The following is a 15,248-nucleotide window of genomic DNA, read 5'->3' as shown; positions in this document are numbered from 1 at the left end:
ATCCCTTCGACCGGTGTGTAGCCACCGCCGACTCCAGCCGGTGGGTTGAGCTTACGTCGTAGTGTCAGCGCCTTTTTCGTTCGGAGGTTTTCCATGGTGTCTCTACGCCTGCTCATCGGCGTGGCCTCGGCCGTCCTTGCCTTCGCTCTGCCCTCAGCAGCTCACGCAGCGTCCGTCGTCGTGCCGGACGACTGCGCCAAGGCCATGGCGGTCGCTGAGATGGCGGAGAAGGACTACGAAGACACGGTGAAGTGGTACCAGGACCTCATCGCTCAAGGCGGGCACCCGGGCATCGTCGGGGAGCAAGCAGTGGCCGACGCCAAGGCCGACCTCGACAGGACGGCATCCCAAGCACAGCGCATCTGCGGCACGTGACCCACACGCCCTTCCCCTTGGTTGGAAGGAGACCGGTACGGGGAAGACGGGCCGCGACCAGGCCTACGGCGAGATCGACGCCTCCCGCAGGCGGCGACGGAGGCATCGAGTGGAGGGCCGTCATGACCGTGCCGGGCACACTGGTCCTGCTGCGGCACGGGCAGAGCACGGCCAACGCCGCCGGCCGCTTCACCGGCTGGCTGGACGTCCCGCTCACCAAGAACGGCGAACGGGAGGCGGCGACGGCCGGCGAACTGCTGGCCCGGCACGGACTGCTGCCGGACACCGTCCACACGTCGGTCATGGCCCGCTCGATCCGCAGCGCCGACCTCCTCCTCGACACGCTGGACCGATCGTGGGTCCCCGTGCAGCGCACCTGGCGGCTCAACGAGCGCCAGTACGGCGCCCTGACCGGCCGCCGCAAGAAGGAGGTCCGCGCGGAAGCGGGCCCCACCCTCTACCACCACTGGCGCCGCTCGCTGCACGGCAAGCCCGATCCCCTGTCCGCTGAGCAGCTGACGCGGCTACGCGCAGATCCCCGCTACGCTGCCCTGCGCCCCGACGCCGTGCCCGCCGTAGAGAGCCTGGCCGACATGACCGCCCGCGTCGCCCCGTACTGGGCGGACGTGCTCGCCGCTCAACTCCTCACCGGCGCCACGGTGCTGGTGGTCGCCCACGGCAACTCCGTGCGCGCCCTGGCCACAGTCCTGGACCACCTGTCCGAAGACGAGGTCCACCGGCTCAACATCCCCACCGGCCAACCCCTGCGGTACGACTTCGACGCCGCGTTGCATCCCCGGGTGCGCGGCGGGACGTACCTCGACCCGGACAGCGCCCTGGCCAAAGCGGGGTCGGTCGCCGCCGAGGGCGACACCTGATCGTCCACGCCCCCACCCAAGTTAGGGAAGCCCCTGGCTGTGCAGATCACGAACCTCCACGCCCCGCTGCGCTGCTGGGCGAGAAGCCCTGCCGGAGTCGCGCCGAGCGCCCGCGCGGACGACGGGATGCTGGACGATTGAGGGGTACGCCGCGGCGCCATCGGCTGCTTTTGCGGCATGTGGTCTTCCGGAGGTCACGGAAGATCTCGACTGCGTCGGTGACGATCCGGGCATGCCAGAAGAAGTCCATCCACTCCGGAGTGTCCGGTGCGCCATGCCCTTTGCCGCAGAAATCCTCGGCGGTGGCCAGGGCACGGCACGCCGACGGCTCGTCGCCGAGGCGGGCGTGGGCGCGCGCCTCGATCAGGACCTGCGGCTCCGCCCGCCCGGGCCGCACCCGGACCGCGTTGTCAGAGGCCTGTTCTAGAGTTCCCCGTCACTTGATCACTGCGGGTGCGGGAGGCACGCATGGGGTGGGTGTCGGCCGGCGGCTACGAAGTCGCCCTCGACGACGGCAAGGTGGTGTGCCGCAACGCGGCGGGACGGCGACTGAAGTCCGTACCGCCCAAGATCGCCGACGATCCGGCGGTGGTGGGGCTGCGTCAGCTCGTCGAGTGGCTGGAGCGGCACGAACGGCAGTGCCTGGCCGACGTCGAGCGGTGGATGGTGCGTTCGCTGCCGGTGCCGTTCGCTGTCCTCGCGCGCGTGTGGCCGGACCCGGCCTGGCAGGCCGCCCTGCGCGACCTGGTGGTCACCGGCGCGGACGGCGTGGTGGCCGGGTTCCTGCGGGACGCCGACCCCGAGCGCGGCCTCGGCCTGGTCGACCTCGACGGCGACACCGTGCGTCTCACCCCTGGCCTGGTCCGCCTGCCGCACCCCGTGCTGCTCGACGACCTGGAGGAGCTGCGGGAGTTCGCCGTCGAACTCGGCGTCGAGCAGCACGCCCAGCAGCTCTTCCGCGAGGTGTGGCATCGGCCCGCCGCACTCGATGCCGAGGCCGCCTCCGTCGAGGACTACGCGGGCGGTGCCTTCAAGGAACTGCGGTTCCTGCACGGCCGGGCGACTCAGCTCGGCTACCGCGTGCGTGGCGGCCACGCCGTGTGCTCCGTGCTGGAGGACGGCCGCGGCGTGGAGGCCCGGGTGTGGGTCGGCGACTACGACGGCTACGAGGAGACGGAGACCGGCCCCCTCGTCTTCACCGACCCGGCGGGACGGGTGCTGAAGCTCGGTGAGGTCGGGCCGGTGGCCTGGTCGGAGGGCATGCGCATGGCGGCGGCACTGTATGCCGGGCGCGACATCGAGGACGAGGAGCGTGCGGCATGACGGCCTACGACGGAACCATGTACGACGGCTTCACGTACGACGAGACCACTGCCGCCGCGCTGCTCGACGCCGGCGCCGTCCTGCCGCCGAGCGCCACGGACCGGGAGGACGCCGACGTCCTCACCGTCCGCACGTACACGCATCCCGCGCTGGACGAGCGCAAGGTCGTGCGACTCGTGCCGGGCACGCTCGGCGAGGCGGAGGACCTCGCCCTGGACTTCCTCGGACTGGTCCGGGAGCCGGAGATCCGCGAGGTGGGGCAGGTGCGCCGGGAGACCCTCGGCTTTCCCGCGTGGGCGCTGGTCAACGACCCGGCGAACGGGCACCACGCGCTGGCGTTGGTCAAGGACGTCGAGCGGCTCGCCCGGCAGGCCAAGTCCCGTCCCGGCGCGGCGAAAGAGGGCTTCGAGGCGCTGGGCGAGCGGCTCGGCCGGGCCGTGCCGCACTTCCTGCCCACCTTCTACGAGCAGGCCGCCCGTATCTTCCTCCAGCACGACAACACCACCTACGCGGCGGCCTTCTTCGGCAAGGCCCGCGAGGCGGAGCGGGTGCACGCGCTGACCGTGGACGAGGAGCGGCAGCGGGCGGTCTTCCTGGAGTTCGCCTTCGCCGGGGCGCTGACAGTGAAGGCGCTCAAGGAGCACGTGAAGGCCCTCGCGGCGCGGCTCACCCCGGCCGAGGCCTGGGCGCAGTTCCGGCAGTTGACCGTGGAGCGCTGCGCGGCGGGCATGCCGCCGTACGCGTCACTGCCTCAGGACGCGCGCGCCCTGATCAAGGCCGCGGGCCTGAACCGGGTCGCCGAGGAGTGTGCCCTGGTCGCGGACCTGCTCGCCTCCCCGGCGGCGGTGCGGGCCCCCGCGTCGTTCTGGAACTTCTACCGGGCGACGCTCGTCGTGCTGGCCGAGGAGCAACCCGCCGTACGGGTGCGGCTGCTGGAGATCATGCCGGCCGGGCTGGGCCGGTCCACGGAGGACGACGAGTTCTGGCTGGCGCTGCTCGCGGAGACCGGCACGGAGCGGCTGCTGACGGGCGAGACCGAGGCGGCGGACGGGGTCGACGCGGCGGACTGGCTCAGTCGTTGGGCACTGCACCGCAAGCACGGCAGCTCGGTCGGCGGCCGGTCACCGGCCACCCTCGCGCTGGTCGAGCGCATGGCCCCCCGCCTGCGTGCCCTGGGCCGCCCGGTGGACCTCTTCACGGGCCGCTGGCACGCCGGCGCCGACCTCGACCTGCTGGACCTGTGCGCGGCGGAGGGCGTACCGCTGGCCCTGCCCGGGGCCGACGAGAACGTCTTCCTGCCCCTCAACCAGTGGCTGAAGGAGACCCGGCCCGGCCGACGGGACCTGACGGCCGTCGCGGCGGACCCGCGCCACCGGCGCCTGCTCTACGCGGCGGTCGGGAACCTGAGCGGCCACCGCCCCGATGCCGGGCTGCTGGAGGACCTGGCCGGGCACCCCGTGCTCGCCGACGTGCTGCGCGAGTGGCTGGACGACGCCGCCGAGGAACTGAACGACGCGGCCGGACTGCCCGCCGCTCGCACGGCGCTGGAACGACTGCGTCCGTTCCGTGCGGTCGCCGCCCGGATCAGCCCGCAGGCCGTCGCCCGGGTCGCCGCGCTCGACGTCGCGCCGCTGCTCGGCCGTGCCCTGCGTGCCGGTATCCCGGACGAACTGGGCTGGCCCGCCCTCGACGAGGCGCTGCGGCGGCTGGACGCGGAGACCCGGCGCGACCGCGACGACACCCTCGCCGTCCATGAGGCCTGGCCGGCGCTGATCCTCGCGCGCAGGCACAAGGCGATCGTCGTGGGCCCCCAGGACGTCCTGCTGGAGCACGATCTGCGGCTGCCGGTGGGGCTGGACCGCTGGCAGCGTCCGTCGTTCCGCTACACGGACGGCGAGCTGCTGGTGATGTGGCAGCACGACGGCAAGCAGTACGGCTACTGGTCGGCCCGCCCGTCCGAGGTGTTCACGCTCGGCGGCGAGAGCCTCCCACGCTGGTACGGCAGCGGCGACGCGGGCGAGACGTCGATCCCGCTGCCGGGCGGCGGGCGCGCCACCGGTGGGCGCGCCCTGCACGCCGGTGACACGGTCCTGCCGCCCGGCCGCCGCATCCTCGGGGACGGCACCTCGTACTGGCGCCAGGGCCGGCAGGGACGGCAGCAGGTGTGGCTGGAGTACGACCCGGCCACCGGCACGCACGGGCGCGCCTCGCTGCCCGCCTTCCTGCGGTCCGGCATCCGCGAGGGGTCCACCCTGCTCCAGCAGCACTGCACGGTGCTGCCCCTGCAACCCGGCCTGGAGCACAGCCCGTTCGGCACGGACGGCACGGTCCTCGGACGCTGGGTACGCACCGAGGGCGAGGGTGACGAGGCCCGCACCACCGTCGGCACACCGGACGGCCGGACCGTCTCGCTGCCGACGGCACACCACCGGCTTCCGGGTGTGCCGCTCGGTGCGCTGCGGCTGCCCGGGGGCGTCGAGCCCGTCGTCGTCGCGCAGTACCGTCAGATCGCCCTGTACACGGGTGACGACGGCACCGGTGTGCGGGAGTTGGGCCGGGTGACGCCGTTGGAGCGGGGCGGCGAGTTCGCCGCCGGAACGCGACTCGTTCCGCCCGTCGACTTCTGGCATGCGCTGCGGCCGCGCGACGAGGGCGCGTCGGCGGCCCTGCGGGCGCTCGGCGACGAGCAGGCGGGCGGGTTGCTGCGCGCCGGGGCTCAGGCGCTGGCGGATCGGCAGGCGAAGATCGCCGCGGCAGGCGGCCAGACGCACGCTGCGGCAACCCGCCAGACGCCCACCGCGGTCGGCGGCCGGGGGGCGAGCGGAACAGCCGCCGCCGGGACCCCCACGGGAGCCACTCCCGACAAGCCCACTGTTCCGGCCGCCGACGAGGTCCTGCGGCAGGTCGTCGCCCGTTGTCTGCCGGATCTCACCGAGCCCCATGTGCTCACCGGTGTCACGGCCCTCGTGCGCGCGGTGCTGCGGCTGGCCGAGTCGATCGCCACGTTCGTGACGCCCCCCGTGGAACGGCCGAAGGCGGAACGCAAGCGCACCGAGGGCATGTTCGGCGACTACAGTCCCGACAACGGCGACGACCAGACGCTGCGGGAGGCGGTCGCCGGTCTCGCCGACCTGCACGGCTGGTGGGGCGGCGGGCAGCGCTGGAGCGCGCTGCGTCAGATACGCGCCGTGAACCACGTGCTGTCCGGGAAACCGGCCGACGGCAAGCCGCTGCCCGAGTCCTCCCGGCTCACCGGGGCCGCCGACGGATGGCGCAGCGACGAGTTCACCGTTCCGGGCATCGGGGTGGTGTGGCCGTCCGTGCTGGACGTGCTGCGCCCGCTCGCCTACCGCGCCGCCTCACCGACCGTGACCGAGGCCCACCGCCAAGCCCTGTTGCTGCTGTTCGAGGCGGTCATGGAGGGGCCGCTGGCCACGTCCGGGGGCGCGTTGCGCGAGGTCGTGCTGAGCGAGCCGCACGAGGGGCAGGAGCGCGTCGGCCAGGTGCTGCGCCGCGAGGGCCGCACCGTCGTGGTCCTCGGCTGCCAGGGCGTCGACCGCCGGCACGGGCTCGTGCACTGGCTGGCCCTGGACCACGACCCGGCCGGTGTGTTCGGCGCGGTCGCGCACTTCACGCTGGAGCGGGAGACCGCGCACCCGCCGGTGTTCCCGGCCGACGCGCTGGCCGCGATGACCGGGCTGATCCGGGAGAAGGGTCCCGCGCCTTGGCAGCCGGGAGCGCCCGCCGCCCTGGCCGCCGCCACGCGGGACGGGCTGGGGCCCGTGCAGGCGGCCCTGCTGCTGGCCGGGCGGCCGTCGCAGCTCACCGACGAGGTGATCGCCGCGACCGACCTGAAGCCGCGCCAGAAGCAGCTCGGGGACACGCTGCTGGCCTCGCTGGAGCCCGGCGACCGGGCGGCCCTCGTCGGCGCGTTGCTGCCCGAGAACCCTGGTGACCTGTGGACGGCCGGACCGGACACCGATGCGGCGGGCCGGGTGTGGGCCGAGCGGCTCGACGGGGTGGTCCGCCTGCCCGAGGACCTCGCCGGGGAGCTCTCCCTGGCGGGGCTGCCCACCGGTTCCGCCGAGGAGGTGCTCAACCCGGGGCGCACCCCCTGGATCAGCCGCACCACGGTGCAGCGGCCCGGCAAGGACGGCGACCTGGTGCCGGACGACCCCGGGGCACTGCCCGGGCGGCACGACCTCACGCGTGCCGTGGCCGCCCTGGCCGGGCTCGCCTACTCCCTGCCGTACGGGCACCCGCTGCGCGTCGTCCTGCCGGACGGGCTGGCCGCCCTGCGCCGCCGCGTCTCCGACCCCGGCCTGCTGCTCGACCTCGACCTGGCGTGGACGGAGAAGGGCTCGTCGGCGGCCGTGGAGCTGCGCAAGGCGTACGGGCTGCCCGCCACCGGGGGTGCCGACGCGCACGGTCTCACCGCCGTGGGTGAGGCGCTGGTGCTGCGCCCCTGGTACGGCGACCAGGAGACCGTTCTGGTCCGCGCGGGTGCCCTCGCGGGAGCGGACGACCCGGTGTTCGGACTGGTCGAGGGACTCGTCGGGGCCGGGCGGAGCGAGGGCATGCGGGCGGTGCGGACGATCCTGGGCGACGAACTCGCCCGCGCGCTCGAGGCAGGAACCGATCCGGACGGAGTGAGCGGCTACGCCCAGGATCCGGCCCTCAGCGTCCCCGACCTGGTCACCGAGGTCGCGCAGGCCCACGGTCTGGGCGCGGACGCGGCGGCGCTCTACCTGCAGTTGCTGGCCCTGCCCGACCCGACGGACCGCAACTGCGCCCGCTGGACGGGCTGGAAGCCCGCCCGTATGAAGAAGGCCCGCGCGGAACTGGCGGCGACCGGCCTGGTCGTCGAGGCGAAGCGGGCGCGCGCCGGGCGCACCCTCTTCCTGCCGTGCGGCTGGCTCGACCTGAAGTCGCCCGCGCTGCCGGTGGAGATCTGGAAGCAGGGCCTCTACCCGGTCCTCGGGCACTCCCGCGCGGTGCCACTGCTGCCGGTGCCCGAGCTGTTCACCCGCGCGTGGGACCGCGTCCGCGCCGGTGACGCCCCGGCCTACGAGGAACTCACCACCCGCGCCACCCGCAAGGGCCGCCGCCGATGACCACCACCGACCACCCGCACATGGAAGCACCCGCACCGATGCCCACCACTCTCTCCCCCGCCCCGGCCCGCCAGATCGTCCCGCCCGAGGACCGGTACGCGACCGAACTGACCTTCCTCGCCGCGTACGACGACGGGCCGCGCCCGCCCGCGTGGCGGCTCACCCCGCGCGCGGTCGTCACGTTCGTCATGGGCAGCGACGGCCGGGCCCTGAAGCTGCCCGACGGCGCCGACGTGCCGGTCGGGGTGCCGCGCCGCCTGGTGATCGAGGGCAAGTTCGTCGGCGACCGGGCGCTGGTCGAGCGGTGCGTGGTGACCCTCGCCGGGGAGCGCGGTCTGCTCCTCGTCGGCGAGCCCGGCACCGCCAAGTCGATGCTGTCGGAGCTGCTCGCCGCCGCCGTGTGCGGCACCAGCGGCCTGGTCGTGCAGGGCACGGCCGGCACCACCGAGGACCAGCTCAAGTACGGCTGGAACTACGCGCTGCTGCTGGCGCAGGGCCCCACCCGGCGGGCGCTCGTGCCCTCCCCCGTCCTGACCGCCATGTCCCGGGGCGCCATCGCCCGCGTCGAGGAGGTCACCCGCTGTCTGCCCGAAGTGCAGGACTCGCTGGTGTCGTTGCTCTCCGAGCGGCGGATCGCCGTACCCGAACTGGCGGGCACCGACGACGCCCTGGCCCACGCGGCGCCCGGCTTCAACCTCATCGCCACCGCCAACCTGCGCGACAAGGGCGTCTCCGAGATGTCCGCGGCCCTCAAGCGCCGCTTCAACTTCGAGACCGTCGGCCCCATCGGTGACATCGACGCGGAGACCGCGCTGGTGCGCAGCCAGGCGCGGGCGTCCGTGGAGCGGGCCGGGGCGCCGTTCCAGGTCGACGACGCCGTGCTGGAGGCGCTGGTCACCGCCTTCCGGGACCTGCGCGAGGGCCGGTCGGCCGAGGGCTGGGAGGTGGAGCGGCCGTCCACGGTGATGAGCACCGCGGAGGCCGTGTCCGTCGCCGGTGCGCTCGCCCTCGCGGCGGCGTACTTCCCGGGCGACCGCGATGTGCTCGGCCTGCTGCCGGGGCACCTGCTGGGCGTGGTCCGCAAGGACGACCCCGCCGACGCGGCCCGGCTGCGCGGCTACTGGGACGGTCCCGTCCGGCGCCGCGCCGAGCAGGGTTCCGCCACCTGGCGCACCCTGTGGGACCTGCGTACGGTCCTGGAGGGCTGACGGCCGTGTCCCTCACCCACGGAGCCGTTCCGGACCCGGGCGGCTCCCGGGCGTCCACCGGCTCGCCGGACGAGGCTCTCGCCACCCTCACCGGCCCGTCCGCGCCCTTCCTCGTCGGCGTGCGGCACCACGCGCCGTCCCTGGCCGCCGCCGTGCCCGCGCTGCTGGACGAGGCGAGGCCCGACGTGCTGCTCGTCGAACTGCCCGCCGAGATGCAGCAATGGCTGCCGTGGCTGGGGCACGAGGAGACGCGGGCCCCGGTCGCGCTCGCCGCCGCCCCCGCCGACGGGAGCGGCGGCCCGGGTCCGGCGTTCTACCCGTTCGCCGACTTCTCGCCCGAACTGGCCGCCGTGCGCTGGGCCGCCCGGCGCGGCGTGCCGGTGCTCGCCTGCGACCTGCCGCTCGCCGACCGCGGGTGGGGCGAGGGACGGCAGTCCGGTGGGCAGCGGCCCGGCGGTCCCGGCCTCGCCACCGCCCTGCGGGCGCGCCTGACGGGGCGTCCCGGGGACGACCTCTGGGACCGGCTCGTCGAGGCGGCCGCCCCGGGTTCCCCGCCCGAGGCCCTGCGCCGGGCGGCCCTGCTCACCGGGTGGGCGCTGCGCGAGGACGCGGCCGCCTCGGGCGGCGTGCCGGAGCTGGACCTGCGCCGCGAGCGCTGGATGCGGGCCCGGCTGGCCGAGGCCACCGCGCAAGGTGAGCGGGCGGCCGTGGTGGTCGGCGCGTTCCACGCCCCGGCGCTCGTACGCCCGGAGGCCGGTACGGCCGTCGAGGCCGACGCGTACCAAGTCCGGCCGCTCGTACGGCAGGACACCGGCAGGGCGGCTGGGACGGCGGCCGACGCGCAGCGGCCCGGCTGGACGACCTCGCTGATCCCGTACACGTACGCCCTCCTCGACGAGCGGTCCGGTTACCCGGCGGGCATCCGGGATCCGGAGTGGCAGGACATGGTCCTGCGGGCGGCGGGCGATCCGGCGGCGCTCCAGGAGGCACTGACACGGGCGGCCGTTGGCATCTGCGCCGAACTGCGCGGCCTCGGTCACCCCTCGGGACCCGCCGACGCACGGGAGGTCGACCGGCTCGCCTCGGACCTCGCCCGGCTGCGCGGCCTGCCCGCGGCGGGCCGCGGTGAACTCGTCGAGGCCGTGCAGACGGTGCTCGCGCAAGGAGAGCCGTATGGGCGCGGGCGGGCCGTGGCGCGCGCGATGGAGCGGGTGCTCGTCGGCACGCGCAGCGGACGCCCCGCCCCGCAGGCGCCGCGCAGCGGCCTCGCCCCCGCGGTCGAGGCCGAGGTGGCGCGGCTCGGCCTGCCCGGTCCCGAGTCGGGCGGTACGGCGCGGGACCTGCGGTTGGACCCGCTGCGGTCCGACCTCGACCGGCGCCGTGAGTTGCTGCTGCGTCGGCTGAGGGTGTGCGGGGTTCCGTACGGGGAGGTCAGGGAGGTCGTCGGCGCGGCCGGTGCGGAGGCCCTCACCTCGCGCTGGGAGGTGCGCTGGACACCGGCCACGGCGGCCATGCTGACCGCGGCGGGCGTGCGCGGGGTCACGCCCGCGCAGGCTGCCGAAGGTGTACTGCGCGAACGGCGGCGCGGGGAGCGGGACGAGGGCGGCCCGACCGCCGCGCAGGCCCTGGAAGGGCTCGAACGGGCGGCGGAGTGCGGCCTGACCGTGCTCGCGGAGGAACGGCTCGACGATGTCGCCGACGTCCTGCCCCGGGCCGGTGCGCTGCCGGAACTCCTCGCCGGTCTGTCCCTGCTGGACCGGCTGCGGGCCGGTCACGTCCCGGGGCTCGGGCCCGAGGCGGACCGTGAGGCCCGGGCGGCCGCCGTGACGGAGCTGCTGACGGCCGCGGCGGTGCGGCAGGTGGACGGGCTGAGCGGCTCCGAGGACCCTGCCGATGCCCGCGCCCTGCTGGAACTCGCCCACCGCGCCGACCAGTTGGGCGGCATCCGGCTCGCCGACGCCCTGAACCGCCTGTCCGCCGACGGATCCCCGCTGATGCGCGGCGCCGCCGGGGCCGTGCGGGTCCTGCTCGGGCAGGGGGACGCGCGGGTCTTCGGCGACCGCGTGGCCTCCTGGGTCGACGGAGCCACCGGCCCCGATACGCGCGCCGCGCTCACCGCCCGGCTGGGCGGCCTGCTGACCGCCGCGGGTCCGCTGCTGGAGGCGGCGGCGCCCGCGCTGGAACCGCTGCTCACCCGGGTGTCCGAGCTGCCCGACCGGGAGTTCCTGGACCGGCTTCCCGCGCTGCGCGGCGGCTTCGGCACCCTCAGTCCTGCGGCCCGTGACCGTCTCCTGGCCACCGTCGAGGAGCGCCTCGGCACCGCGCGCGTCGGCGACACGGACGGCGCCGACCCGGCGGCGCTCGCCACCTGGACCCGGGCGGACTACGCGGCCCGCGAGACGCTGCGGTCGTTGGGGCTGCTGCCCGTGTCCGAGGGCGTCACCGAAAAGCCCGGGGCGGCCGCCGAGCCCGCCCTGAGCGTCCCTGCTCCGCCGGGGCTTTCGGCGAAGGACGCGGCACCGGAAGCCGCCCTGCCCCGGCCGGAGGACCACCAGCTCGCCCCCGCCGACCGCTGGCGTCTCCTCCTCGGCCGCCGCACGGACCGGCTGCCGCCCTCCGCCGGACCGCTGGCGACCGCGCTGGACGAGCTGTACGGCAGCGGACGCGGCGAAGGCAGCCGGGGGGACCTGACGGGCGCCGGAACCGGGGGTGGACGCCAGGCGCCGTACCCCGGGGTGCGGGAGTGGTCCGAGGAACTGGCCGCGCTGTTCGGGCCGGGTGTCCGGGAGGAAGTGCTGGCGGCCGCCGCCGCGTCGGGCCGCACGGACGTCCTCGCCGAACTGGACGCCGACAGTGTGCGGCCCTCCGTGGACCTGCTGCGCACCGTGCTGCGGCACGCGGGCGGGCTGCCCGAGGCGCGACTGGCCGCGCTGCGCCCGCTGGTGCGGCGACTGGTCGACGCGCTGACCCGGCAACTGGCCACGCGCCTGCGCCCCGCCCTGCACGGCACGGCCCTGCCGCGGCCCAGCAGGCGCCCCGGCGGCGGCCTGGACCTGCCCCGCACACTGCGGGCCAACCTGGCGACCGCGCGCCGCGGCCCGGACGGAACGGTACGAGTGATCCCCGAGCGGCCGGTCTTCCGTACGCGGGCGCGCCGGGCCGCCGACTGGCGGCTGATCCTCGTCACGGACGTGTCGGGGTCCATGGAGGCGTCCACGGTGTGGGCCGCGCTCACCGCCTCCGTGCTGGCGGGCGTACCGACGCTCTCCACCCATTTCCTGGCGTTCTCCACGGAGGTCATCGACCTCACCGGGCACGTGGACGACCCGCTGTCGCTGCTGCTGGAGGTCAGCGTGGGCGGCGGCACCCATATCGCGGCCGGTCTGCGGCACGCGCGCGAGCTCGTCACCGTGCCGTCGCGCACCCTCGTCGTGGTCGTCAGCGACTTCGAGGAGGGATATCCGCTCGGCGGCCTGCTCGCCGAGGTCCGCGCGCTGGTCGGGGCGGGATGCCACGTCCTGGGCTGCGCCGGCCTCGACGACACGGGCCGGCCCCGCTACTCCACGGGAGTCGCCGGTCAGCTCGTCGCCGCGGGCATGCCCGTCGCCGCCCTCAGTCCGCTCGAACTCGCCCGCTGGGTAGGGGAGAAGATCGCATGAGCCCGGAGCTGCCTCCGGTCGTCCCGTCCGTCACCGCCGAACTCGTCGGGGCGCTCTCGCCGAGGCTCCGCAAGCGGCTGGACGCGGGCGTCGCCAAGCTCGTGGCGCGTCCGGCCGTCCGTGACGGCGACACCGTGCGGATCGCCGTGGACGACGAGACCGACGTCGTGCTGCACGCGCCCGGCGGGACGGTGACCAGCGCGGACGCGATCCGCTGCGGATGCCTGCTGGCCCCCGACTGCCTGCACCGCGCGGCGGCGGCCTCGGCCGCGCCGATCGCCGACGACACCTCGGGCGCGGACCCGGCCGAGGCTGCGCGGGCACAGGAAGAGACGGGGACGACGAAGGAGACAGGCCCCATACGGCGGGCAGGCCGGCCGCGTGCAACGAAGCGGGCGGGCACGGATCAGGCAGGTCAGGCGGATGTCTCAGGGCAGGCGGACCAGGCGGAGCCCGACACCGTCACCGCCGACCAGCGCACCGCCGCCCGAGCGGTGTACGACGCGGCCGCCGCCGTCCTGGAAGCCGGTACGGACGGTGCCGGCGCCGTGCTCCAGGCGGAACTCCTGCGCGCCGCGCACTCGGCCCGCCTCTCCGGTCTGCCGCGGGCCTCCGCCGCGGCGGTCTCGGTGGTGACCGGGGTGCGCGCGGCCCGCTCCGCGGACGCCGGGTACCGCCTCGCCGACCTCGCCGGCGCGCTGGCCGGCGTGCTGGGCGTCGCCCACCGCCTCCCGCGCGCCACTGGCCCGGAGCTGACCGAACTGCGCGGCACGGTCCGGCAGCCGTACCGCCCGGACGGCTCCCTGCGTCTGTACGGGCTCTTCTCCGAGGCAGTCCTCACGGCGACCGGCTACGCGGGCGCGGTCACCTGGACCGCCGACGCCGACGGACGTCTGTACACGGTGTCGGACGTGGCGCCGGGCGGACCTGCCCGGGCCACCGGTGCCGCCGACCGGGCCGTACGGATCGGCGACACAGCCCTGACCCACCGTGAACTGTCGCGCGCGGGACTGGCCGTGTCCGGTGCCACCGTCTCCCCCACGGGCCGCCTGGGCGCGGGGGCAGCCGTACGGGCGGTCCGCGCGTCCGGCGCCGCCTGGCGCAGCGAGCCGCTGGACCGGCTGTGGGCCGTGCCCGTCGCCGAGCAGGTGGCCCGGGCCCTGAACGGCGGGCAGGACCTGCTGTTCCTGGAGGTGACCCTCACGGGCACGGTCCGGGAGACGACGGGTGACCGTCTGCTGGCCGACTGTGCGGGCGTGCCCCTACGGCTGGCGACGGCCCACGACGATCCCTCGCTCCCCTACCGCGACAACCTGCGCCTGCTCGCCGCCGCCCGGGGCAGCAGGCTGCGGATCGTCGCGCGTCTGGTGCCAGGGCCGCTGCCCCGGGCCGTGCTGCTCGCCACCGAGCATCCCACCGACCCCGCCACCCGGGTGGACCTGGGCCTGGACCGCCTTCAGCACGTGGACCTGCCCACGGGGACGGTTCCGCCACCGGCAGCGGTCGTCTCCTCCGGGGACGAGGCTCCGCTGTACCTGCTGCGCCGTCGCGTGCACCAGGCGGTGTCCGGGGGCCGCCGTGTCCTGGCCTTCTCCCGGAGCGTGTCCGGCGACGGTGCCCGCCTGCGTCGCCACGGCCTCGCTACCGCAGGCGATCTTCTCGACGACCTGCACTCCGCCGCCGCGGACCGCGCCCGCGACGCCTTCGGCCGCCTGCTCCCGGCCGACACGGACGGCTTCGCCCGTGCCTGGCTCGCCGCCGCCGTCTACACCGGCGCGGTGGAACGGGCGCTGTGCGCGGACGCGTGGGGAGCCGCCGCGGTCGAGGTGTCCACTCCGGGCCCGGCCCTGCGCCTTTAGGACAGGATCCGGCCTATACGGCTCCTAGCGTGGTGCTCGTCCACGGAACACCACCGACGGAAGCAGGAGACGATGACCCCGACGAACCACGCCACCGCCCCGACCACGCTCTCGCCCGAGGCCACCGGCGAGCACGCCGACCTGCTGAAGGCACTGGCTCACCATCGCCGGTTCCTGCGCCTGACCACCCGTGACCTGACCGACGAGCAGGCGGGGCGGCGGACCACCGTCAGCGAGCTCTGCCTGGGCGGCCTCATCAAGCACGTCGCCTCGGTCGAGCGATCCTGGGTGGACTTCATCGAGCACGGCCCGGAGGTGCTGGGCGACTGGAGCAACATGTCCGAGGCCGACTGGGCCCGGTGGTCCGACGGGTTCCGGATGCTGCCCGGCGAGACGCTGGCCGGGGTGCTGGAGGAGTACGCCGAGGTGGCCCGCCGGACGGACGGACTGGTTGCCGCGCTGCCCGGCCTGGACCGGTCCCAGCCGCTGCCGCCGGCCCCCTGGCACGAGCCGGGCACGCACTGGTCCGTCCGTCAGGTCCTGCTGCACATCATCGGCGAGACGGCCCAGCACGCCGGTCACGCCGACATCATCCGCGAGTCCCTGGACGGCGCCAGGAGCATGGGGTGATCCGGCCCTTGCCGTACGACACGATCCGGCACCCTCACCCGAGGCGGGGTTGGTGGGGGTGCCCGGGGCGTTCCGTGCCTGACGCGACCTCGTGGGCTGCCCGAGTTCGGCGAGCCACATTGCCGTAGCTTCGGGAGCGGAGGGCCGTAGCGCGGTGCGGCCGACGGCGGCGGGAGCGACAGGAAGGGCTGAGGATGGCGGA

Annotated in this window: 8 protein-coding genes; all 8 read left to right on the top strand. The window is 75.3% G+C overall.

All coding sequences use genetic code 11. The features are described from left to right. Nucleotides 1-93: 93 nt before the first annotated feature. The 8 genes from KWI83_RS22770 (at nucleotide 94) to KWI83_RS22735 (ending at nucleotide 15,046) form a co-directional block, all read left to right on the top strand. The gene (locus KWI83_RS22770; protein ID WP_218516226.1) at nucleotides 94-375 is read left to right on the top strand and encodes a hypothetical protein; all 282 of its coding nucleotides are present in this window, start codon (nucleotides 94-96) and stop codon (nucleotides 373-375) included. Nucleotides 376-497: 122 nt separating this feature from the next. Further along, complete coding sequence (locus KWI83_RS22765; protein WP_218516225.1) at nucleotides 498-1,253, top strand: 2,3-diphosphoglycerate-dependent phosphoglycerate mutase; 756 nt, start codon at nucleotides 498-500, stop codon at nucleotides 1,251-1,253. A 468-nt stretch (nucleotides 1,254-1,721) separates the two neighbouring features. Further along, nucleotides 1,722-2,576 (top strand): DUF4132 domain-containing protein, encoded by an 855-nt coding sequence (locus KWI83_RS22760; RefSeq protein WP_218516224.1) that lies wholly within the window; start codon nucleotides 1,722-1,724, stop codon nucleotides 2,574-2,576. Continuing rightward, nucleotides 2,573-7,690 carry a hypothetical protein gene (locus tag KWI83_RS22755; protein WP_218516223.1) on the top strand — a complete coding sequence of 1,706 codons (5,118 nt, stop codon included), beginning with the start codon at nucleotides 2,573-2,575 and terminating at the stop codon, nucleotides 7,688-7,690. Before KWI83_RS22760 ends, KWI83_RS22755 begins: the two co-directional genes overlap by 4 nt. A gap of 38 nt (nucleotides 7,691-7,728) precedes the next feature. Beyond that, nucleotides 7,729-8,898: an AAA family ATPase gene (locus tag KWI83_RS22750; protein ID WP_218516251.1), complete on the top strand. Its 1,170-nt coding sequence runs from the start codon at nucleotides 7,729-7,731 to the stop codon at nucleotides 8,896-8,898. Nucleotides 8,899-8,903: 5 nt separating this feature from the next. Then, nucleotides 8,904-12,557 (top strand): DUF5682 family protein, encoded by a 3,654-nt coding sequence (locus tag KWI83_RS22745; RefSeq protein WP_218516222.1) that lies wholly within the window; start codon nucleotides 8,904-8,906, stop codon nucleotides 12,555-12,557. Further along, complete coding sequence (locus KWI83_RS22740; RefSeq protein ID WP_218516221.1) at nucleotides 12,554-14,416, top strand: hypothetical protein; 1,863 nt, start codon at nucleotides 12,554-12,556, stop codon at nucleotides 14,414-14,416. The genes KWI83_RS22745 and KWI83_RS22740 overlap by 4 nt, the downstream gene beginning before the upstream one ends. Nucleotides 14,417-14,488: 72 nt before the next feature. Beyond that, entirely contained in the window at nucleotides 14,489-15,046 is a 558-nt protein-coding gene (locus tag KWI83_RS22735; protein ID WP_218516220.1) for a DinB family protein, read from the top strand. The last annotated feature ends 202 nt before the right edge of the window (nucleotides 15,047-15,248 follow it).

Origin of the sequence: Streptomyces sp. TRM70350 (genome assembly GCF_019219825.1) — a bacterium.
Taxonomy (GTDB): domain Bacteria; phylum Actinomycetota; class Actinomycetes; order Streptomycetales; family Streptomycetaceae; genus Streptomyces.
The sequence above is the reverse complement of the archived record's forward strand: the minus strand, read 5'-3'. Positions and strand labels throughout refer to the sequence as shown.